The 21794-nt window shown below is 60.9% G+C and carries 23 protein-coding genes and 1 pseudogene; 5 read left to right on the forward strand and 19 right to left on the reverse strand.

Going from position 1 to position 21794, the window contains the following annotated elements:
* Window positions 1-41: 41 nt before the first annotated feature.
* From ftsH to ybgC, 10 genes and pseudogenes are all read right to left on the reverse strand, one after another.
* On the reverse strand, window positions 42-1976 hold the full coding sequence (gene ftsH / locus BM216_RS23600; protein WP_093001665.1) for an ATP-dependent zinc metalloprotease FtsH: 1935 nt from the start codon (window positions 1974-1976) through the stop codon (window positions 42-44).
* Between the two features lie 103 nt (window positions 1977-2079).
* Window positions 2080-3450, reverse strand: coding sequence for a tRNA lysidine(34) synthetase TilS (tilS, locus tag BM216_RS23605; protein ID WP_177230885.1), 1371 nt, complete (start codon window positions 3448-3450; stop codon window positions 2080-2082).
* Between the two features lie 14 nt (window positions 3451-3464).
* A complete protein-coding gene (ybgF, locus tag BM216_RS23610; RefSeq protein ID WP_093001667.1) occupies window positions 3465-4481 on the reverse strand; it encodes a tol-pal system protein YbgF in 1017 nt (338 codons plus the stop codon).
* Between the two features lie 207 nt (window positions 4482-4688).
* Window positions 4689-5222, reverse strand: coding sequence for a peptidoglycan-associated lipoprotein Pal (gene pal, locus BM216_RS23615; RefSeq protein WP_093001668.1), 534 nt, complete (start codon window positions 5220-5222; stop codon window positions 4689-4691).
* A 205-nt stretch (window positions 5223-5427) separates the two neighbouring features.
* Window positions 5428-6732: a Tol-Pal system beta propeller repeat protein TolB gene (gene tolB, locus BM216_RS23620; RefSeq protein ID WP_093001669.1), complete on the reverse strand. Its 1305-nt coding sequence runs from the start codon at window positions 6730-6732 to the stop codon at window positions 5428-5430.
* Between the two features lie 11 nt (window positions 6733-6743).
* Window positions 6744-7862 carry a hypothetical protein gene (locus tag BM216_RS23625; RefSeq protein ID WP_093001670.1) on the reverse strand — a complete coding sequence of 373 codons (1119 nt, stop codon included), beginning with the start codon at window positions 7860-7862 and terminating at the stop codon, window positions 6744-6746.
* A gap of 5 nt (window positions 7863-7867) precedes the next feature.
* Complete coding sequence (gene tolR, locus BM216_RS23630; RefSeq protein ID WP_093001671.1) at window positions 7868-8359, reverse strand: protein TolR; 492 nt, start codon at window positions 8357-8359, stop codon at window positions 7868-7870.
* 24 nt (window positions 8360-8383) lie between these two features.
* Complete coding sequence (tolQ, locus tag BM216_RS23635) at window positions 8384-9103, reverse strand: protein TolQ (RefSeq protein ID WP_093001672.1); 720 nt, start codon at window positions 9101-9103, stop codon at window positions 8384-8386.
* Window positions 9104-9749: 646 nt separating this feature from the next.
* Window positions 9750-10549 (reverse strand): annotated as a pseudogene (locus tag BM216_RS23640) (endonuclease/exonuclease/phosphatase family protein).
* A gap of 31 nt (window positions 10550-10580) precedes the next feature.
* Entirely contained in the window at window positions 10581-11030 is a 450-nt protein-coding gene (gene ybgC, locus BM216_RS23645; protein ID WP_093001673.1) for a tol-pal system-associated acyl-CoA thioesterase, read from the reverse strand.
* Window positions 11031-11151: 121 nt separating this feature from the next.
* Between ybgC and BM216_RS23650 the strand changes: the two genes are divergently transcribed.
* The 3 genes from BM216_RS23650 (at window position 11152) to BM216_RS23660 (ending at window position 14174) form a co-directional block, all read left to right on the forward strand.
* Entirely contained in the window at window positions 11152-12372 is a 1221-nt protein-coding gene (locus BM216_RS23650; RefSeq protein WP_093001674.1) for an NAD-dependent epimerase/dehydratase family protein, read from the forward strand.
* A gap of 111 nt (window positions 12373-12483) precedes the next feature.
* Window positions 12484-13296, forward strand: a complete 813-nt coding sequence (locus tag BM216_RS23655) for a glycosyltransferase (protein ID WP_093001719.1) — start codon at window positions 12484-12486, stop codon at window positions 13294-13296.
* Window positions 13293-14174 (forward strand): NAD-dependent epimerase/dehydratase family protein, encoded by an 882-nt coding sequence (locus BM216_RS23660; protein WP_093001675.1) that lies wholly within the window; start codon window positions 13293-13295, stop codon window positions 14172-14174. The genes BM216_RS23655 and BM216_RS23660 overlap by 4 nt, the downstream gene beginning before the upstream one ends.
* On the opposite strand, the gene BM216_RS23665 is transcribed toward BM216_RS23660, so the two are convergent.
* From BM216_RS23665 to ruvC, 8 genes are all read right to left on the reverse strand, one after another.
* Window positions 14158-14556, reverse strand: a complete 399-nt coding sequence (locus BM216_RS23665; RefSeq protein WP_244530285.1) for a hypothetical protein — start codon at window positions 14554-14556, stop codon at window positions 14158-14160. The genes BM216_RS23660 and BM216_RS23665 overlap by 17 nt on opposite strands.
* The gene (locus BM216_RS23670; RefSeq protein WP_093001676.1) at window positions 14549-14770 is read right to left on the reverse strand and encodes a hypervirulence associated TUDOR domain-containing protein; all 222 of its coding nucleotides are present in this window, start codon (window positions 14768-14770) and stop codon (window positions 14549-14551) included. The genes BM216_RS23665 and BM216_RS23670 overlap by 8 nt, the downstream gene beginning before the upstream one ends.
* A 53-nt stretch (window positions 14771-14823) precedes the next feature.
* Entirely contained in the window at window positions 14824-15354 is a 531-nt protein-coding gene (locus BM216_RS23675; protein ID WP_093001677.1) for an NUDIX hydrolase, read from the reverse strand.
* A complete protein-coding gene (gene ruvB / locus BM216_RS23680; protein WP_093001678.1) occupies window positions 15347-16387 on the reverse strand; it encodes a Holliday junction branch migration DNA helicase RuvB in 1041 nt (346 codons plus the stop codon). Before ruvB ends, BM216_RS23675 begins: the two co-directional genes overlap by 8 nt.
* The gene (locus BM216_RS23685) at window positions 16384-16782 is read right to left on the reverse strand and encodes a PIN domain-containing protein (protein WP_093001679.1); all 399 of its coding nucleotides are present in this window, start codon (window positions 16780-16782) and stop codon (window positions 16384-16386) included. Before BM216_RS23685 ends, ruvB begins: the two co-directional genes overlap by 4 nt.
* Window positions 16779-17039, reverse strand: a complete 261-nt coding sequence (locus BM216_RS23690) for an AbrB/MazE/SpoVT family DNA-binding domain-containing protein (protein WP_093001680.1) — start codon at window positions 17037-17039, stop codon at window positions 16779-16781. The genes BM216_RS23685 and BM216_RS23690 overlap by 4 nt, the downstream gene beginning before the upstream one ends.
* Window positions 17040-17096: 57 nt before the next feature.
* Window positions 17097-17711 (reverse strand): Holliday junction branch migration protein RuvA, encoded by a 615-nt coding sequence (gene ruvA, locus BM216_RS23695; RefSeq protein ID WP_093001681.1) that lies wholly within the window; start codon window positions 17709-17711, stop codon window positions 17097-17099.
* Window positions 17712-17800: 89 nt separating this feature from the next.
* Window positions 17801-18310: a crossover junction endodeoxyribonuclease RuvC gene (gene ruvC / locus BM216_RS23700; protein ID WP_093001682.1), complete on the reverse strand. Its 510-nt coding sequence runs from the start codon at window positions 18308-18310 to the stop codon at window positions 17801-17803.
* A gap of 174 nt (window positions 18311-18484) precedes the next feature.
* On the opposite strand from ruvC, the gene BM216_RS23705 reads away from it, so the two are divergent.
* A complete protein-coding gene (locus tag BM216_RS23705) occupies window positions 18485-19825 on the forward strand; it encodes a methyl-accepting chemotaxis protein (RefSeq protein WP_093001683.1) in 1341 nt (446 codons plus the stop codon).
* Window positions 19826-19939: 114 nt separating this feature from the next.
* Window positions 19940-20935: an LLM class flavin-dependent oxidoreductase gene (locus BM216_RS23710; protein WP_093001684.1), complete on the forward strand. Its 996-nt coding sequence runs from the start codon at window positions 19940-19942 to the stop codon at window positions 20933-20935.
* 60 nt (window positions 20936-20995) lie between these two features.
* Here the strand turns inward: BM216_RS23710 and BM216_RS23715 are convergent, their stop codons facing one another.
* Window positions 20996-21742, reverse strand: a complete 747-nt coding sequence (locus BM216_RS23715) for a YebC/PmpR family DNA-binding transcriptional regulator (protein WP_093001685.1) — start codon at window positions 21740-21742, stop codon at window positions 20996-20998.
* Window positions 21743-21794: the final 52 nt, after the last annotated feature.

The raw sequence follows: 21794 nt of genomic DNA on the forward strand, positions 1-21794 counted from the left end.
CACTTTCGCAAGGGTGGCCTGTCTGATTGCATTCAGCAACCTTAATGCGGCTGGGGTTCCATGCCGCCTTCGGTGGCATCGCCCTTCGGCTCGTCCTTCTTGGTGCCGGCAGACGGCACGGCAGAACCGCGGCTCGGCGTAGAGTCGTCGCCGAGATCGCGCGACGGCTTTTCGCCCTTGATCAGTGCCTTGATTTCCTCACCCGACAGCGTCTCGTATTCGAGCAGGCCTTCGGCAATCGCCACGAACTCGTTGTGGTAATCGGTGAGGATCTGGCGGGCTTCGGTGTAAGCCTCGTCGATCAGGCGGCGCACCTCAGTATCGATCTTCTGCGCGGTCGCTTCCGAAACGTTCTTCGACTGCGACACCGAGTGACCGAGGAATACTTCCTGCTGGTTTTCACCATAGGCGACCTGGCCGAGCACGTCGGAGAAGCCCCACTGGGTGACCATGGCGCGGGCAAGCTTGGTGGCCTGCTCGATATCCGAGGATGCACCCGAAGTGATGTTTTCCTTACCGAAGGTCAATTCTTCGGCAACGCGGCCGCCCATCATGATCGTGAGGCGTGACACCATCCACTTGTAGCTCATGGAATAGCGGTCGCCTTCCGGAAGCTGCATGACCATGCCGAGCGCACGACCACGCGGAATGATCGTCGCCTTGTGCAGCGGATCGGCAACCGCGACCTTGAGGGCCGTGATCGCATGACCGGCTTCGTGATAGGCGGTGAGCTTCTTTTCGGCCTCGGTCATGGCGGACGAGCGGCGTTCCGCGCCCATCATGATCTTGTCCTTGGCGTCTTCGAATTCGGCCATGGTGACGAGGCGCTTGTTGCGGCGCGCAGCCATCAGGGCAGCTTCGTTGACGAGGTTCATCAGGTCCGCACCGGAGAAACCGGGCGTGCCGCGGGCGAGCGTCTTCAGATCGACATTCGGCGCCAGCGGAACGTTGCGGGCATGAACCTTCAGGATGCGCTCACGACCGACGATATCCGGGTTCGGCACCACGACCTGACGGTCGAAACGGCCCGGACGCAGAAGTGCGGGGTCGAGAACGTCGGGACGGTTGGTGGCGGCGATCAGGATGATGCCTTCGTTCGCCTCGAAACCGTCCATCTCGACCAGAAGCTGGTTGAGCGTCTGTTCGCGTTCGTCGTTACCGCCGCCGAGACCGGCGCCACGATGGCGGCCGACGGCATCGATTTCGTCGATGAAGATGATGCAGGGTGCATTCTTCTTCGCCTGCTCGAACATGTCGCGCACACGAGATGCACCCACACCGACGAACATTTCAACGAAGTCCGAACCGGAAATGGTGAAGAACGGCACGTTGGCTTCGCCGGCAACCGAGCGGGCGAGCAAAGTCTTACCAGTACCCGGAGGACCGACAAGCAGCACGCCGCGCGGAATGCGACCGCCAAGGCGCTGGAACTTCTGAGGGTCCCGCAGGAATTCAACGATTTCTTCAAGATCCTGCTTGGCTTCATCGACGCCAGCAACGTCTTCGAAGGTCACACGGCCATGCGCTTCGGTGAGAAGCTTGGCCTTGGACTTTCCGAAGCCCATCGCGCCGCGCGATCCGCCCTGCATCTGGCGCATGAAGAACAGCCAGACGCCGAGGATCAGCAGCATCGGCAAAAGAGTGCCGAGATAGCTGAGGAAGCCGGACGAACCATCCGTTTCCGGCCGTGCAACGATCGTGACGTTCTTTTCCTGCAGGCGCGACATCAGCGAGTCGTCGATCACAGGAGAATAGGTCTGAAAGTTTTGGCCGTTCTCGGCATAGGTGCCCATGAGACGGTTGCCCGTTACGACAACGTCGCGCACGCGACCCGAATCCACATCCTTGAGGAACTGCGAATACGGAACGTCCCGCGAACTGGTCTGCGTCGGCGCCGTCTGGAACATGCTGAACAGTGCGATCAGCAACAGGGCTATGATAGCCCAGAGGGCAAAATTACGAAAGTTTGGGTTCATCGAACTCCCCGGACTGCGACGGCCGCCGATGAAGCGGCCACCTTTCTTGTCCCATAACATAAGGTTGCGTCACGCCCTTGCCAAGGCAAGGTGGCATACCTGTTTAGCTTTTCCGCCCGAAAACCTTAATCGGCGCGGCGGGAAATTCGTCGCATCCGAACAAAACCCCAAGCTCACGGCCGAGAATAAGATCGAACTGCGGCAAAAAGCAGTCGTAAGGCGCAAGCACCGGCGCGGTGATCACACTCGCTTTATCGATTGTTCCGGCGAGACGAGACGCAACCTCAAGATGAAAAATCGCGCCCATCGCGCGCATGGCAATTGCCGGCGGCACATTCTCGAACATGGCGTGCGCCATTTCCCGATCAGGCGGCGCCGGCCCGACGATCAGATCATTACCGCTGCGATTCTGGATTCTGAAACGGCCGTCCCAGATAATCCGGCCACCCGGTTGGACATGAGTTGAAGGTACGTCACGGGCTTCGCGGTGGATGAAGAGCCCCTGCCGCCTCAAGTCGAAGATCACGCGCCCAGCGGTGATCCGGTCTGGCCGTCCGCCGAACGCATGCCCCCCAGACAGCATCGCCATGACGCGATCCATCGTTCCGGCAGCCGGAATATGAGCCCGCCCGCCGAGGATCGCGGCGAGCGTGCCGAGCAGATGGCGCACCGCCATCACTTCCTCGCCAAGCACATGGGGGTCTAGATGCGCCAACACGCCGCAGTGAACCTGTAGATAGCGGCGCGCAAGACCTGCCGCCTCAGCAGCAAGCCGGGACCGCCTCAGCCCGGCCTCGCGGATAGCCTCCGGTGACAATGTGGCTTCGTCCCGAAGGGATCCCCTCACCCTGACCCGTTCATAATGCCGGTCGACATTGCTGGGATCGTCGATCCATCCCCTGCCCTGCTCTCGCAGAAAATCGCGGATGGCCTCGCGCCGCGTGCGAAGCAAAGGACGCAGCAGCCACCACCGCCGATCGAGCAGCACTGCTTCGGCCATGCCGGCCAGGCCGAGATTGCCATCATCGGCGCTGCGGGCGGCGCGCATGGCGATCGTTTCCGCCTGATCGTCGAATGTGTGACCTGTCACGATGGCGTCGGCACCGAACAACTCGGCTGCCTCGCGCAGCAGCCGGTAGCGCGCCTCACGGGCCGCGGCGGAAATACCGCTTTTGGGCTTTTCACCCTGCCAGCGCAGTATCCGATGGGGAATGGAAAGCTCGTCACAGAGCCGGGCAACGGCCTCTGCCTCCGCTGCCGCTTCCGGCCGAAGGCCATGGTCCACCGTTGCGGCCACCAGCCGATGCTTACTGTCCGTCCCTGAAGAAAGCGCGCGATGGAGAGCGATCAGCAATCCGGCCGAGTCACTTCCGCCGGACACGGCAACCAAAAGCGTCGTTGGGCGCAGAAGCGAGGAAAGGAACTCGTCCACCGCCTCGGGGAGAGTTGGAAATTGCGGAAGATCGCCGGGCACGCCACGCCCGCCGATCAGCAGCCGAGACGCTTCTGCTCGGTGGCGACCTTGCTCAGCACGGCCTTGGCAGCGCTCGGATAGCGGCGCGGCACCTCGCGCATCGTGGCGCAGGCCGTTTCCTTGTTGTCGAGCTGGGCAAGCGACATGCCGAGCTTCAGCAGCATTTCAGGTGCCTTGGCGGACTTGCCGTAGGTCTGGTGGGCGTTGAGGAAGGTCTTGGCCGCCTCGTTATACTTGCCCTGGGAATACTGCGCCTCGCCGAGCCAGAAATTGGCGTCCGGCTGACGGGTGCTTTTCGGGTAGGACGAGATGTAGCTCGAGAATTCCGTCTCCGCGAGCGCATAGTCGCCTGTCAGCACATGGTCATAGGCGATCTTGTAGGCATCGCTCTCGCTGCCGAGAGAGGCGGTCTGCTGCGGGTCACGGCCCTGGCCCGCGCGCGGAGTACCGGTATCGACGCCGGGCAGCGCGGACGAATTGCGCGCGCTTTCGTTTCGGTTAGCGCCGACAGGGTTACCATTTTGATCGAATTCCATCGAGCCGAGCGTCGTCGGAGCCGGCGCGGCGTTGCCGCCCTGCCCTGCACCGTTGCTGCCGTTGTCGGAAGGCTGCTCGATGATGCGGCTGATATCATCTCCGTTATTGGCGGACGGTTCGGACGAAGAGGGGCGGTTGGACGCCACGGCCGGTTGCCCGCCCGTGTCGCCCAAATCGCTTCTTTTCTTCTTTTCCAGGTCCTGGAAACGGAATTCGTTATCTTCCTGCGTTTTGCGCAGTTGCTCCTGCATCTGCAGCAGCTGATAGCTCATTTCCTCGATCCGGCCGTTGAGCTGGCGGATTTCCTCCTGGAGTTGCTGGCTACGAACAGCATCGTTGCTCTGCGCCAGGATCACTTCGCCCTGTTCGGCTTGTGGCTGTCGCGGAGCGCTTTGCTCGCCCTGGAAGAGTTTCGGCAATGAGAGTTGGAAGGCCCCAGCGGGTCCTGCCATTGCCGCCAGCCCCAGCATTGCTGCCAAGACAATTTTCTTCATGTCGTTCGTCCTGCTTCTCTGATTTGCGCCGGATTGGCGCGAGACGGATTTTTATTACCTGCCGCCAAAAAGCAACCAAGCCGTCATTCAAAATCTAGGGAATCGGGGCCAAACTAAGGAAAAACAAAAAAGGTGGCCCGAAGACCACCTTTTATTAACGAATTGTCATCCGGAAGACAGCGGACCTTTCGGTCCGCTCGCACCGAATTACATGCCGGCGCCACCGAGAACGGTAACGGCGCGGCGATTCTGCGACCAGCAGGAAATGTCGTCGCAGACTGCGACCGGACGTTCCTTGCCGTAGGAGATCGTCTTCATGCGGTTGGCCGGAACGCCGCGCGATGCGAGATATTCCTTGGTGGCAGCCGCACGGCGAGCGCCGAGTGCGAGGTTGTATTCGCGGGTACCGCGTTCGTCGGCATGGCCTTCGATCGTGATCGCGTAGTTCGGGTAACGGCCGAGCCACTGAGCCTGACGGTCGAGCGTCTGCTGCGCGTCGGCGCGAACCGAAGTCGAGTCCGTATCGAAGAAGATGCGGTCGCCGACATTGACGGTGAAGTCCTGGCTCGAGCCCGGAGTGGCCGAACCGGCGCCGTTGAGGCCGAGGTCACCTGCATTGTTCGGCAGGTTCTTCTTGTTCGCGCAACCGGCGAGTGCCAGAGCCATCGTCAGGGCGAGGATTGCGGGATTGCGTGCGATCTGCTGCATGCGGCTCATCGCCGAGGTTTCAGTGCGGCTCATGGCCGGTCTCTCCTTGAGGTCAGTATATTCAGAGTTGCCAGACTCTAACCGGACTCGGTTAACCATCATCAAACATCTATGGTTAACAAAGTCTTCCGGTGTCCCTTATCTGCCCCATTTCCAGTCAAATGAGGCAGCAGGGAGGCGAAACCGCCTCACCTTTGTTTGCAATCGTTCACACGAAGGCGTGTTCCCCGCCGATCCATTACTCAAGCAGCGGCGACCAGGCCGGGTCGGAACCGTAGGCCGGCGTTTTGATTGCCTGTTCGTTGTAACCGGTGAGGTCGATCGAGAAGAGCTGCGGGCCGCCGGCACCGGCGTTCTGACGGAAGAACATCAGTACGCGGCCGTTCGGCGCCCAGGTCGGCCCCTCGTTATGGAAGCCCGAGGTTAGGATACGCTCGCCGGAACCGTCCGGGCGCATCACGCCGATCGAGAACTTTCCGCCCGACTGCTTGGTAAACGCGATGAGATCGCCGCGCGGCGACCAGACCGGGGTCGAGTAGGAACCGTCGCCGAAGGAAACACGCTGCTGGCCGGAGCCGTCCGCGCCCATGACGTAGATCTGCTGGCGTCCTCCGCGGTCGCTTTCGAAGGTGATTCGCGCACCATCCGGCGAATAACAGGGCGCCGTATCGATCGCCGCCGTAGAGGTCAGGCGCGTCGTGGTGCGCGATCGCAGGTCCATCGTGTAGATGTTCGCATTGCCTTCCTGCTGAAGGCTCATGATCACCTTCTGCCCGTCCGGCGAGAAGCGCGGCGAGAAAGTCATGCCCGGGAAGTTGCCGACCACCTCACGCTGTCCGGTCTCCAGCTGCAGCAGATAGACGCGCGGCTGGTTGCCCTCGAAAGACATGTAGGTGACTTCCTGGCGGCTCGGCGAGAAACGCGGCGTCAGAACCAGGTCCTTGGTGTTGGTCAGCATGCGGACGTTGAAGCCGTCCTGATCCATGATCGCGAGCTGGCGCTGGCGGGCGGTCTTCGGGCCGCTCTCGGAAACGAAGACAACGCGGGTATCGAAATAGCCTTTCTCGCCGGTGATGCGCTCATAGATCGCGTCTGCGATGATATGTGCCAGACGACGCCAGTTTTCCGGCGGGGTAAAGAACTGCTGGCCGGTCATCTGCTGGCCTGCAAACGTGTCCCACAGACGGAATTCAGCGCGCAGGCGGCCGTCGCCTTCGCGGCTGACGCGGCCGACGACGAGCGCCTGGGCGTTGATCGTGGTCCAGTCCTGGAAACGCGGAGCCCGGTTCGGATCGGTGATCTTCTCGATGAAGGCCGCCTTGTTGACCGGAGCGAACAACCCGGAACGCTGCAGGTCGGCCGCGATCACTTGGGAGATCTGCGGTCCGAGCTCGTTGTTCGACAGGAAGTCGGTAATGGCGATCGGCAGAGGCTCGACATTGCCCTTGCTGATGTTGAGCTCGACCAGTGCATTTGCCGGGCTTGAGAACGCAGCCGCGCTGGCAGATGCCATCATGAGGCCGAGGAAGTTACGTCTGATCATGATTGGGCCTTTCACAGCAGGTCGCTTGGAGTGAAGTTCACGACGACATCGCCCCAAGCGTCATATTTGTCGGCGGGAAGGTTTTTGAACGGTGACGAGCGCAGGACGGCGCGCCGCGCGCTCGATTCCAGCGTCCTGCGGGCCGTGTCCGAACCGCCGCTGGAGGAAACCTCGGGATCTCCGACGATCGCGCCGGACTGGTCGAGCTTCATCTGAACCCGGATGACGACGCCGTCGGCGCCCTCGATCCCGGCGATATAGGACCAGTTGTTCTGGATTTGGCCGCGCAATGCGTCCATCTCGCTCTGGCTGAGCTTCGAGCCGCCGGTATTGGTCTTGCCGCCGAGCGATGCCGTCTGGGTCGAGCGCTTGGCGCCGCCGTTTGCCGGCGCCTGCTTGTTCAGAAGCGCGGCGATGTCGTCGGCGTTGAAGTCGCTTTCCTTAGAGGACGCGGTCTTCGCAACTTCCTGCTTTTTGTCAGCGACCTTCTTGTCGGTCGGCTTTTCGGCAGCCTTCGGCTCCGGCTTCTTTTCCGGCGGCTTCTCGGCGGGCTTCGCCTGTTCCTTCGGCGGCTCCGGCTTCGGCTTGGCGGCCGGCACAGGCAGGTTGTCCGGCAGAGGCATCGCCTCTTCAGGCGCGGCAGCCTCGGGCTCCGGGGTCGGTTCGGGTGTCGGCTTCGGCGGGGTCGGGTCGGGCTTCTGCTGCGGAAGTGCCGCGACTTCCTGCGGCGGAGGCGCTGTGTCTTCCTTGGCAACCTCGGTCGATGCGGTCGGCTTGGTATCGACCACGGGCGCAGGCTTTTCCTGCTTCGGCGGGGCGGCGGCGGATTCGTTGTCGCTCGGCTTGGCCGTCGGCATCGGTGGCGCCTTGATGTCCACCTTGTTGTCGCCGACGTTCTGGGCGTTCTCGACGATGTCCGGACGCGTGGTCGGCACAGGTGCCGCCGTCTCCGTCATCGGCGCGTTCTTATCGCCCTGCTGGATCTGCGTGAATTCCTCGATCGGCACGAGATCGACCGGTAGCGTCTCGGTATTGGCGACATCGAGCGGTTCCGGCGAGCCAAGCGATACCAGCGCAAAGGCGAGAGCCGTTACGTGCAGGATCGCGGATGTGGTGAGGCTCGCCTTCATCTAGGTCAGTTGCTCTTCGGTGCGCCCTGGGGTGCTGCGGCGGCTGCGCCCTGGCGCTGCTGGGTTACGAGGCCGATATTGCGGAATCCGGCGCCCTGGATGCGCGCCATGACGTCCGCGACCACGCCGTAAGCGGAGGTCGTGTCGGCACGCACGAAGATGCGCTCGTTATAGCCGGTGGTGGAAATCGCCTGCAGCTTCGCCGCGACCTCCTCGGCCGCGATCGGCGTTTCCTGCAGATGGATCTGGCCATTCGCATTGACGCTGATGGTGATCGGCTGCGTCTCGGAATTCAGCGACGAGGCCTGCGTCTGCGGCAGGTCGACCGGCACGCCAACCGTCATCATCGGTGCGGCGACCATGAAGATGATCAGCAGCACGAGCATGACGTCGACCAGCGGCGTCACGTTGATTTCGCTGATGGCACCGCCGCGCCGGCCGCGACGCCCGCGGCGGCCACCGCCCGATGCCTTGGATCCTCCGGCAGACATGCCCATGAGAGTGTCTCCTTAGTCGCGAGGTTACTGCGCAGCCTGGCGGGGCTGCAGCTTCTCATCGATCTGGCGCGACAGGATGGCGGAGAACTCGTCCGCAAAACCTTCCATGCGCGACGACAGCTTGCCCGCGTCGGCTGTGAACTTGTTGTAGGCCATGACGGCCGGGATAGCGGCAACGAGGCCGATCGCGGTGGCGAGCAGCGCCTCGGCGATACCCGGCGCGACGACGGCAAGGTTCGTGGACTGCGAACCGGCAATCGCCTGGAACGAGGTCATGATGCCGACGACGGTACCGAAGAGACCGATGAACGGACCGGCCGAGCCGATCGTTGCAAGCGAGCCGAGGCGCGCCTCGTAGCTTTCTGCTTCACGAGACATCGTCACGTCCATGGCGCGGTCGATACGCATCTGCAACCCGATCGGCGAACGGGCACCGCGCTCGAAGCTCTTCTTCCACTCGCGCATGGCGGCGACGAAGATCGCGGCGAGGCCGTTATTCTGCCGGTCGGAGAGCGTGCGATAAAGCTCTTCCAGCGACTGGCCCGACCAGAACACCTGTTCGAACTGGTCGAACTGGCGGCGCGCCTTCGCAAAATTCAGATACTTGTCGATCACGATCGCCCAGGTCCAGACCGACGCGCCGATAAGGCCGACCATCACCAGTTTGACGATCAATCCGGCCTGCATAAACAACGCCCAAAGACTGACGTCGTGCGTCGCGGCTTCCAAAGCTGCCTGTTCCATCCACTATCCCCGAATCCAAACGCCCGGCTTGACGACCGGGCGGGTTCCAAAGCGCGCTCTCGCGAAACTGTTTTCGATCACGAAGAGCGTTGCCCTAACCCCAAGATGTCCTGAGTTTTCAGCTTGGCTTCTCGCTTTCAAATTTGGTCAAAGGAAGGCGTGCGTTGCACAAATTCCTCACCGCTCAGTAAGACATCATTATCGTTAAGAAAGTGTTACAACAGGGCCGATCATCCATCTGAGATGACTCGGAAATTCCCGATCGCGCGTGCGGACCGCCCGGCAAATCGGATGAAAAGGCATCGGCCGGAACCGCTTCATCCGCGAACCGGCTTGCTCCCCATCCTTAGCCGAATAATGCCGCCGCATCTTCGGCATCAGGCCAGTTTCTATTTTTCACATGAGGTTTCAAATGTTTGCGTTCGCCCGCGCGCTGCCCGCATTCGCCACGCTCGCTTCGTTTCTTGCCGCGTCGGCCGCTCTTGCCGACATCCCCTCACGCACACCGGGCCGGCGAACAGGTGACTCAGGCGACCAAGGCAAGCGCCGCGTTCCACGGGGAGTGCCCAGTCGAACTGAGGCCCGACACGAAGAAGATGCGGCGGACAGGAATCATCATCAGCAAATGACGATCCTCACCCGGCGCCTACAGCTCCAGCAGTAGCGGACAATGATCGGAGACTTCCGGATCGGTCACGACCTCGAACCGCTTCACATCCACCGCGTCGTTGACGAGCATGTAGTCGGCGAAACGCCCCGGCTTTTCGTAGTAGGAAGTGCGCGTCCCCTGATAACCGCCGGCGGTCACTAGATCCCGCAACCCAATCCTGCCAAGCACTGAGAATGTCTCGCTTGCAGGTTCGACGTTGAAGTCGCCACAGACAACCAAAGCCTCGGATGGCGGACAGATATTGGCGGCAAGGTCCGCAAGCCTCTGCGCCTGCGCAAGACGTGCCGGCGTATCCATTTTTCCGAGAGGATCCCGCAGGCCATGCATCTGCACCACCGCTACCGGCCGGTCCTGGTCATAGTCGTAGACCCGCACTGCATGGGCAACCCGTGAGCGGGGATGATCACCATATCCATGCGGTGAATAGGACTTGTGGACGAAGGCCTGTGCCTGCCCGATCACCGGAAATTCCTGCCGGACGAAAGTGGCAAGTCCCCATTGCGAAGCGACTGCCGTATCTTCATCCCAAGCACACCCTGCGCTGCCGGGCAGAAAAAGGCCGCGTGCCGTGGCAAGGCCTCGGCGACATCCCGGAAGAAGTTGGCCTGTTGTGGCAGCACATGGTCGCCGTCGCGGTAGGTCAGCCAGTCCTTCACAGTCTTCGGACTGTGGACCACTTCCTGCAGGCACAGGATGTCGGGATCTGCATGACGAATGTAATCGATCAGTTCGCCGTGCAGCTTGCCGCCCCAGCCGTTCAGGCAGATGATCTTCAAGGCACCGTCCCCGGCTACTTCCGCCAAACTGTCAGACCGGATGCCCCAGAAATTTCTCCGCGATCGTTTCCGGCAGCCGCCGCGGGCGGCCGTGCTTGTTGATGACCGCGATCACCACCTTGGCCTGGATCAACAAAATGTCACCACGACGAATTTCCTGGTTGAGCACCATCTTGGCACCGCCGGCCTTCTCTGTCGCGGTGGTGATCGTCAGAATATCGTCCATCCGTGCCGGCTGCTTGAAGTCGATCTCCATCCGATGGACGACGAAGACGAGGCCTTCTTCGTCGGCGGACAGCAACGCGCTCTGCTCACAGCCGAGGCAGCGCAGATAGTCGGTCCGACCCCGCTCGAGGAAGTGAAGATAGCGAGCGTGATAGACGAGACCGGAGAAATCCGTGTCCTCATAATAGACGCGCTGGACGAGGCGATGCCCGCGCTCGGTCAGCTCGCCCGCGAGGAGAAAATTATCGCTATTCATCGGCTTGCCTTGGAAAAACCTTATCGTGCTCTGGATATTGGGAGCATGGTGCCCCACAATTGGACGGGCGTAATATTTCCTCCCTAACAGGAAATTCTTATAAAACCACCGGAGAATTTTTATGAAGATTGCAGTCATGGGCGGCGACGGTTTCATCGGTTGGCCGACATCCCTGCACCTCTCCCATGCGGGTCACGAGGTCCATATTCTCGACAACCTGTCCCGCCGCTGGATCGATACCGAGTTGGGCGTCCAGTCGCTGACGCCGATGGATTCGATTCAGGAACGCACGCGCATCTGGCATGCCGAGACCGGTCGTCGGATCCATTTCAGCCTGATCGATCTGGCCAAGGATTACGAGCTGCTGAAGAACTGGCTTGCCGAGCATCGCCCCGATGCGATCGTGCATTTCGCCGAACAGCGCGCCGCCCCCTATTCGATGAAGAGCGACCGCCACAAGAACTACACGGTCAACAACAACGTCAATGCGACGCATAACCTGCTGAACGCGCTGGTGGAGCTCGACCTCGACACCCATCTCGTCCATCTCGGCACGATGGGCGTCTACGGCTATTCCACCGTCGGCGCGGCAATCCCGGAAGGCTATCTGCCGGTCGGTATCGAGACGATGAGCGGCGAGACGGTTTCCCAGGAAATCCTCTACCCGTCCAATCCGGGTTCGATCTACCATATGACCAAGTGCCTGGATCAGCTGTTGTTCGCCTTCTATGCCAAGAACGACCGTCTGCGCATCACCGACCTGCACCAGGGCATCGTTTGGGGCACGCACACCGAGCAGACGCGCATCCACGAACAGCTCATCAACCGCTTCGACTATGACGGCGACTACGGCACAGTCCTGAACCGCTTCCTCATCCAGGCGGCAATCGGCTATCCGCTGACGGTGCATGGCACGGGCGGCCAGACCCGCGCCTTCATCCACATCCAGGATTCGGTCCGCTGCATCGAGATCGCACTCAACAATCCACCGGCCCGCGGCGGACGCGTCGAGATCTTCAACCAGATGACCGAGACGCACCGCGTCCGCGATCTGGCCAAGATGATCTCGAAAATGACCGGCGCCAAGATTGCCTGGCTGCCGAACCCGCGCAAGGAAGCCCCGGAAAACGATCTCGTTGTGAAGAACGAAAAGTTCCTCGAGCTTGGCCTGCAGCCGACGACGCTTGGCGAAGGCCTGTTGTCGGAGATCGTCGACGTTGCGAAGAAATATGCCTATCGCGTTGATCGGACCCGCGTTCCGGCCGTTTCCGCCTGGACCAAGGACATCGCCGCCACGCTCGAGCGCGACCCGGAAGGCACGCGCCTGAAGTCGGTTTCGTAAGTATCAACGATGCGGCATCCAGGATGCCGCATGCCTATCACGCCTCCTTCGTCATCCTCGGGACAAGCCCGAGGATGACGAAGTCAACGGCCTTTGGAAGCCGCACTCGCCATGCATAACGCCTTCGTCACGCTCGTGACCAACGCCGACTACATCATGGGGGCGACTGCCCTCGCCCATTCCCTGCGCCGGACGAGAACCTCTGCCGATGTCGTCGTCCTCCACACCGGTGCGGTCGAGCAGGATGCACTGGTCGGCCTCAAGGCACTCGGCTGCCGGATCGTCGCGGTCGACCATCTGCCCCTGTCGGACGGCTTCAACCAACGCCATGCCCGCAGGAACCTGCATGGTGCCGCTCCCTTCACCAAGGGACGCAAGCCTGACTTCCACACGCCGCTCGACAATTTCTGCAAGCTACGTCTCTGGCAACTGACGGAATACCGCACGGTCGTCTTCCTCGACGCCGACGTGGTCGTGCTGAAGAACATCGACAAGCTGTTCGACTACCCGGAATTCTCCGCGGCCCCGAATGTCTATGAGAGCCTCGCGGATTTTCACCGGCTGAACTCCGGCGTCTTCGTCGCAAGGCCATCGACCGAAACGTTCGAGCGCATGCTCGTCGCTCTCGACCAGCCGGACGCATTCTGGCGGCGCACCGACCAGACGTTTCTGGAGAGCTTCTTCCCCGACTGGCACGGCCTGCCCGTTTTCATGAACATGCTGCAATATGTCTGGTTCAACATGCCGGCCCTCTGGGACTGGAAGGCCATCTCCATCCTTCATTACCAGTATGAAAAACCTTGGGAAAGCAACCATCCGAAGGCCGAACAACTGAGCCCGCTGATCGATCTCTGGCACGCTTTTCACGAAGGCCGGGATATTCCGGACATAACCGGCTTCGCCAACCCCGGAGCTGCATCTTGAAGGTGCTCGTTTCCGGCGGAACCGGGCTTGTCGGCCGTTACATTGTGGAAGGCCTGCTGGACGCCGGCTATGACGTTCGTGTCGGCGCGCGAAAACCGCCGGCAGGCGACTTCTTCTCTCGCACCGTCAGCTTCGTATCCCTGGACCTTGCCGCCAGACGCGACCAGACCTCGGCATTCGATGACATGGATGCCTTCGTCCACGCCGCTTTCGACCACATCCCCGGCAAATATCGCGGCGGCGAAGGCAGCGACCCGAAGCGCTTTCGGCGGCTCAATCTCGATGGAACAGTGAGGCTGTTCGAGACAGCAAAACGTGCGGGCGTCAAACGCGCCGTCTTCCTTTCGAGCCGCGCAGTCTACGACGGCCTGCCGCCCGGCACAGCACTGACCGAAGACCTTAAGCTGTCGCCGACCTCGCTCTACGGAGAAATGAAGCTCGCCTGCGAGAGCGCATTAGCAGCCATGTCCGGGCCCGATTTCGTGACCTCATCGCTACGCGCAACCGGCGTCTATGGCGACTTCCTTCCGAACAAGTGGGACGGGCTGGTTGCCGACGTGTCGGCCGGGCGCCCGGTAGTACCGCGAGCGGGCACAGAAGTTCACGGCGTTGACGTTGCACAGGCCGTTCGCCTCATGCTTGAAGCCGAGCCGCGAGACATTTCTGGCCAGTCCTTCAACCTCTCCGACATTACCGTCGATACGCGGATGATCTTGGAACGCCTGGGCATGCCGGCAGACTTGCTTGCCTTTGCCACTCTCGCCGCCAATGAAATGGTCACCGAGAAAATCCGCCGCATCGGCTGGAAGCCCGGTGGAATGCGACGGTTTGAAAAGACGATGACGTCCTTGGCGCGTCAGCTCAATGCTGCGAATTGAAGTGTCGCTGGACATTGCCGTCCAGTGCGTTTCGGCTTGGCCGACGCGTATCCTTCTTGCGGGCTTCGATCATCTTCAAATGCTCTTCGGCCCATTTCTGACCCGCATCGCCACCCCATAGCAGCCACGCGATATAGCCTGTCGAAGGATCGTCGTCATTGCCGAAATTATCGGCGCGCTTGTCGATCTTGTGGCGGGCGAAATAGCTCGCCATACGCTTCACGGTGAGATCCGAAAGCGATTTCCGGTGCTGCAGATCGCGCGCGCGCGCGATGCCGACGGTGGTCCCGCCACGCCTATGCTTGGCGCGAAGCTTCAGACCTTTCTCGGCGGCCGCAGCGACCTCGGCCGGAGGACGATGATCGAGATCCTTCTCAGTCATGGGACCTCCGGAGTTCGGACTGGCTCTTGAGAACCCGGTCTCCGTCTTCCTGTTCAATCAGGAAGACCGGTTCTTTCCCGTCCGCCTTCCGCTTGATCACCTTGCCCTTGATCTGGCGTTCGACATCCTCGGTGAATTTTTGGGTCACCTTACCCTCGGCTTTCGAGCGGCCCCACTTCCATTCGACATCGTTTCCGACTTGGATCTTCTGCATATGCGGCTCCTTTCCTCTAGGGGGAACTCAAGGAGCCGGATCATGTTCCGAAATCAGTCGCCCTTCAGGTCGAGGTCCCCGTCGCGCCAGACGACGTGACGGGGGCTGCTCGGCAATGTCTCGATCTCTTCCGCGATGAAATAGGGCGGTATGTCGAGCGCCCGGAGCGCTTCGGTCGTGGCCGGAACCCATTTGAACTCCAGTTCATGGGTGTCAACGACGCGATGGACGATGTCCGTCGGATGGAAGGGAAAACTCTCCGGCAGTTCCATCCGGTAATAGAAGCCCAGCTCGTGCCAGTCCTTCTCCTCATAATGGAAGAAGTTCTCGACCACCCATAGCAGTGGACCGATCTCGGCTCTGGCACCGAGCTCTTCGACCATCTCCCGCCTCAGGGTTTCCTCGGACGTCTCGCCCATTTCGGCGCGACCACCCGGAAATGTCCAGAAGGTTTCGTGGATCGCCCGATGCACTAGCACATGGTCGTTGCGGAATGCGAGGCCCGCGATACGCATCTGGAAGATGCGTTTCGGCTTGAACTTCATGCGCAGGCGCAGATCCTGCGCCTTGTCCTTCTTAGTCATCTTCCAAACTCATCCTGAACTGCGCCGCTTCCATATCCTTCGGTGGCTGCAGCCCGAGATGCTTCCAGGCGATGGCCGTCAGCACCCGTCCGCGTGGCGTGCGCTGTATGAACCCCTGCTGGATCATATAGGGCTCGATGATATCCTCGATGGCATCACGTGGCTCGGACAGACCGGCCGCGATTGTCTCGATGCCGACAGGGCCACCGGCGAAATTCACCGCGATCATGTTGAGATAGCGCTTGTCGAGCTGATCGAAGCCGGCATGGTCGACATTCAGACGGACGAGCGCCTCGTCGGCGATCTCCTTGGTTACAGCCTCCGCACGAGCCACTTCCGCGAAATCGCGCACACGGCGCAGCAGGCGGCCCGCGATACGCGGTGTCCCCCGCGCCCGTCGGGCAATCTCACGAGCGCCGTCATCCGTCATGTTGAGCCCCATCAGCCGCGCCCCGCGGCGCACGATGCCCTCCAACTCCTCCACCGTGTAGAAGGAAAGACGGACGGGAATGCCGAAGCGATCACGCAGAGGCGTGGTCAGAAGCCCGATCCGGGTCGTCGCGGCAACAAGTGTGAACTTCGACAGGTCGATCTTCACCGACCGCGCCGCCGGTCCCTCGCCGATGATCAGGTCGAGCTGAAAATCCTCCATCGCCGGATAAAGGATTTCCTCGACCGCGGGATTGAGGCGATGGATCTCGTCGATGAACAGAACGTCGCGTTCCTCGAGATTGGTCAGCAGCGCCGCCAGATCACCCGCCTTGGCGATCACCGGCCCGGAGGTCGAGCGGAAATTGACGCCGAGTTCCTTCGCCATGATCTGCGCCAGCGTCGTCTTGCCGAGACCCGGAGGACCGACGAACAGGACATGGTCCAGCGCCTCGCCACGGTTCTTTGCCGCCTCGATGAAGATTTTCAGGTTGGCGCGCGCCTCGGCCTGGCCGGTGAACTCGTCCAGCGACTGCGGACGCAGAGCCGTATCGAGATCTTCGCCCCGCTTTTCCGGCGAGATGAGGCGGGTATCATCGGTCATGCGAGAAGTTCCATTCCTGGCACGCGGGCGGCGGCCTGATTGTCGAAGGTCATTGTCTTGCTGCAACCCGCCGAACGATTACGCAATGCGATGAAGGCGTCGGCAAACTCGACGGATTGATCTAACATCAGCCACAACGCCTCCTCAACCAGAGGCTCATCCTCGATGAGCAGATCCTGCGATTCCAGCAGATCGTCGATGGCGGCGGCCACCTCCGCTCTCGCTATTTTCAGACGGCGACGCAGGAACCAGGCGAACTCCATCAGGGATATGCAGTTGATATAGGCAGGTCCATCCTTGTCGAGATCATCCAAGAACTGCACAACCCTCGGAGATTGTACTTGATCATCCTGAAGAACAAGCCGCAGAAGAATGTTCGTATCAAGGCCGATCAACGCTCACCCACCAAGTGTTCGGTTGCGGAATCCGCGATGGCATCACGCAATTCGTCTTCCGTAAAAGTCGCGCCCGTAGGATCGGCAAAACGGCCCGCGAGGTCAGCCAGGCGCTTGTTCTTGGCTTTGATCGCCACCTCGCCGTTTCGGACGATGTAACGGATCTTATCGCCCGGTTTGAGCTTCAGAATATCACGAATTTCAGCCGGTACCGTGGTTTGGCCCTTAGACGTCATGGTCCCGTAAAAGACACTCATCTTGGCGGTCTCCTTACATTCTCAGCATAGTAAGGAAAGCGTCATTCAGCAAGGAAATCACCGCGCCAATTCCTTAAGGCCGAACCGGATCAGCTTCGCACTGTTTGCGCCTTCGCCTGCGGTCTTCATCGCCGCGGCAACCGCATTAGCCGCCTGATCGCGCGAATAGCCGAGGTTAGTGAGCGCCGAGACGGCATCGGCCACCGGCGCTGAGGCGACGCCCTCGCCGATCTCCTGCTTGAGCCCGATATTGGCCGAAGCTTCGCCGGCAAAAGCGGGAGCCTTGTTCTTCAATTCGGTGACAATGCGCACGGCAACCTTCGGGCCGACCCCAGGGGCGCGGGAAACCGCAACCTTGTCCTGCAGTGCGATTGCATTGGCCAGTTCCGACGGCGTCAAGGTCGAAAGAACCGCAAGCGCGACCTTTGCTCCGACACCCTGAACGCTTTGCAGCAGGTTGAACCATTCGCGTTCCAGGGCCGAAACAAAGCCGAACAGCTTCAACTGGTCTTCGCGCACATAAGTTTCGATGAACAGCACCGCCGCCTCACCGACATTCATCCGCGACAGTGTTCGCGAGGAGCAGAAAGCCTCGTAGCAGACGCCATGCACGTCCACGAGAACGTAGTCATCACCGATCTCGTCGATAGTACCTTTGAGCTTGCCGATCATGGATGCGTCCGTCGCCTGAGATGAAAAGAATTGGGTTTATCGAAAGGTCATCACCGCGGATGAGCCGTGGCGCACTGCATCCGCACACCTCACCCGGCCAAAGCCTGGCGCATGCGGTTTCCACCGCGATTATGGGCGTGGCAGATGGCGATCGCCAGTGCATCGGCCGCATCATTGCCCTTGAACTCGGCCTTCGGCATCAGGATCTTCAGCATCATGTGAATCTGCTGCTTTTCGCCGTGGCCGACACCGATCACCGACTTCTTCACGGCGTTCGGCGCGTATTCGGAAACCGGAAGGCCCGCCCGCGCCGGAACCAGCATGACCACCCCGCGGGCCTGCCCGAGCTTGAGCGTCGCAACGGCATCCTTGTTGACGAAGGTTTGCTCGACGGCCGCTTCGTCCGGCTTGTAGGCATGAACGACCTCGGCGAGCCCGTCATGCAACTGGCATAGACGCGAAGCGAGATCCATGTCGCCATCAGACGTCACCGTGCCGGACGCCACGAAGCGCAGCGAATTGCCGAGCGTCTCGATGACCCCCCAGCCGGTTCGCCTCAGACCCGGGTCGATGCCGATGATTCGAATAGCGTCTGCCATGCTTCACCTTACCGTTGCAGGCAATGAAGTGCCATCAAAATATGAACAAAACAGAAACGAACCCCGCTCTTAACCTTTGACTAACCAAGAGCTGATTGCTTTTGGATCATGATGCAACGCGGGGTTATCCTGCGCGTTAACCCACCGCTCGAATGATACGAGAGGAGATAGGCGATGTCCCAACGCCGTGAGTTGTTTCTTAGGCTGTGGCCGCTGCTTGCGCTGCAGAACGGATTTCTGGCGGCATTGATGCTGCACCTATCTCCAGGACTATCCGCGACCATGATGGCCGCGTTGGCGGCGGGCGTCATCGTTCTACCGGTGGCGATGGCCATGATGGCCGCCCGCCTCGCCAGCCCTCTTCTCCAATCCTCATCGATATCGACCGCACCTGCGGCACTGTCGATCCGCAAGGAGCCACCTCGGGAGGTGGACGCAAAGCCGATCTCGCTTGTGCCGCTTCGCGCGGATGTCGTCGAACTTCGGTCGGAAAAGGTGGACACGGCGTTTGCCGGCCAGCTTGAGGCCGAGGACACGCAGTTCGCGATGAACGTGTTCGATGCCGGCTTGAGAAGGCTCGCCTCCGCCGATCTCTCCACTCGGCTGGAGACACCGCTTCCGCAGGAGTTCGAAGGCATGCGCGGCGACTTCAATCGTGCGCTGCGCCTGCTGGATGACAGTGTCGCCGCAATCTCACGATCGGCAAGCCGGATGCATGGTGAATGTTCCGCGGCACGCTTCCATCGTGACCAGCAGCTGCTGACCGCCGTGGATGAAACGCCGATCCTCGCTGCAGCAGGTGACGACCTCAGGAATGCATCCTCGGCGATCCGCAACAGGGCAACCGGCCTCCAGCAAGTATCGGTCATGGCGGGCGACGCCGCGGCACGCCTGGAGCGCCAGGGAGAAGTGGCGAAGGCTGCGACCGCAGCATTGACGAGCGTGGCGGGCAGCAACGGCCGGATCAGCTCGGCAGTCGCCAGCATGCGCGATATCGCCTTCCGCGCCAACATGCTGTCGGTCAACGCCAGCGTTGCCGCAGCCAACGGCTCCACACCGGATGACGTCCTGAAGACCTTCGCCATGGAATTGCGTGAGCTGGCGGAAAATGCCGCCACAATCGCCAAGGAGGCTTCGGTCCTTGAGCGGGACCTCGGCATTTCCGCCGCCGAAGCCCGCTCATCGATCGATCAGCTTGTTCGCGAAAGCGACGGCGTCTCCGCCGGGCTGGAGACGATGGAAAGCCGGATCGCTTCGATTTCCGACACGTTCGAAAGCTCCACCGCGATGATGGATCGCACGAGCACCGTTCTCGAAGAGCTGGTGAAAGCGAAGAGCGAGCGCTCCTCCTCCGACCGCGAATGGAATGAGATGTTCGACCGCATGACCCATGAGCTTGCGATGATCAATCAGCATTGCGGGCGCTTCATGAAGGTTACGGTTATGCAGGATGGCCCGCCGCCCCAGGATCGTCCGCCGAGATCGCGCAATCATCTCAGACTGATCAAGACGTGAAGAAAGGGTGCCTCGGCACCCTTTTCTCATGGCAGGCGCAAACGGGGGGTCGCATCCCACCGACAGCCTTCCTAGATAGGGACTATCCTGTTCAATCCCTTTCAAGGTAGCCCCATGATCCCGTTCTCGATACTCGATCTTTCGCCGATCGGCGAAGGATATTCCGTACGTGACGCCCTCGACCAGTCTCGCAAGATGGCAGTGAAGGCCGAGGAACAGGGATATAATCGCGTCTGGCTGGCCGAACATCACGGCATGCCGGGCATTGCCAGCGCCGCCACCGCGATCGTCATCGCCCATGTGGGCGCTGCCACGCAGAAGATCCGCGTTGGTTCCGGCGGTGTCATGCTGCCCAACCATTCGCCACTCGTCATCGCCGAACAATTCGGCACCCTGGAAGCGCTCCTGCCGGGTCGCGTCGATCTCGGCCTCGGCCGTGCGCCGGGCACCGACATGCGCACAGCCAATGCGCTTCGCCGCAATATCGATGCCGGTGCTGAAAACTTCCCCCATGACATTGTCGAACTGAAGCATCTGCTCGGCACGCCGATCGAAAACCAGGCGGTGATCGCGGTTCCGGGCACCGAAGCAAATGTGCCGCTCTGGCTGCTGGGCTCAAGTCTCTACAGCGCCCATCTCGCGGCGGCACTGGGCATGCCCTACGCCTTCGCCTCGCATTTCGCGCCCGACATGCTGATGGATGCGATCGCCATCTATCGCGAGCGTTTCCAGCCCTCTCCCGAGCTTGAGAAGCCCTATGTCATGGTCGGCGTGATGGGCGTTGCGGCCGATACGGATGAGGAAGCCGAAAAGCTGTTCACCTCATCGCAGCAGCAATTCGTCAACCTGCGCAAGAATGTCCGCAGCCGCTTCCCGAAGCCGGTGGACAGCATGGAAGGCTTCTGGACCCCGATGGAGAAGATGAGCGTAGAGCACACGCTGCGTTACGCAGCGGTCGGCTCCGTCCCGACCGTCGAGGCGCAGCTGAGGGACTTCCTCGAAGAAACAGAGGCGGACGAGCTGATCATCTCCATGCCGATCCACGACATCGACAAGCGCCTGCGCTCCGTCGAACTGTTCGCCAGCCTTCCGATGATGAAGAAGGCTTAAAGCCGATACGAAAACGGGCCGGTCAGACCGGCCCGTTTTTTATTCAGGTTTTAACAAAGATCAGGCCGAAAGCTTGGCCATGACTTCCTCGGAGACCTCGAAGTTCGAATAGACGTTCTGCACGTCGTCATCGTCTTCCAGGTTGCCGATGAGCTTCATCAGCGACTGAGCCTTTTCCTCGTCCACTTCGATCGTGTTCTGAGGCTTCCAGATCGCCTTGACGGTCTCGGCGTCGCCGAGCGTCGCTTCCAGCGCCTTGGACACTTCGTTCATGTCTTCGAAGCCGCAATAGATCGTATGGCCGTCTTCATCCGAGACGACATCTTCGGCACCGGCTTCGATCGCCGCTTCCATGACCTTGTCGGCATCGCCGACTTCAGCCTTGTAGGTGATCTCTCCCACGTGGTCGAAGGAGAAGGAAACCGAGCCGGTTTCGCCAAGCGCGCCGCCGGCCTTGGAGAAGATCGAGCGGACGTTGGAGGCGGTACGATTGCGGTTGTCGGTCAGCGCTTCGACAATGACCGCCGTGCCACCCGGGCCGTAACCTTCGTAGCGAACTGCGTCATAGGTCTCGGCGTCCGCGCCGGAGGCCTTCTTGATCGCGCGGTCGATATTGTCCTTCGGCATCGACTGCGCCTTGGCGTTCTGTACGGCCAGGCGCAATGCTGCGTTCATGTCCGGGTCAGGCAGACCGGTCTTGGCGGCAACGGTGATTTCACGCGCAAGCTTGGAGAACAGCTTGGAGCGGATACCGTCCTGCTTGCCCTTGCGGTGCATGATATTCTTGAACTGTGAATGGCCAGCCATGGCACCCCTGATGCTTTAGTCTGTTTGGGAATGGCGCCTTATAGTTTCGAAG

This window comes from Rhizobium sp. NFR07 (genome assembly GCF_900111905.1).
Lineage (GTDB): Bacteria > Pseudomonadota > Alphaproteobacteria > Rhizobiales > Rhizobiaceae > Neorhizobium.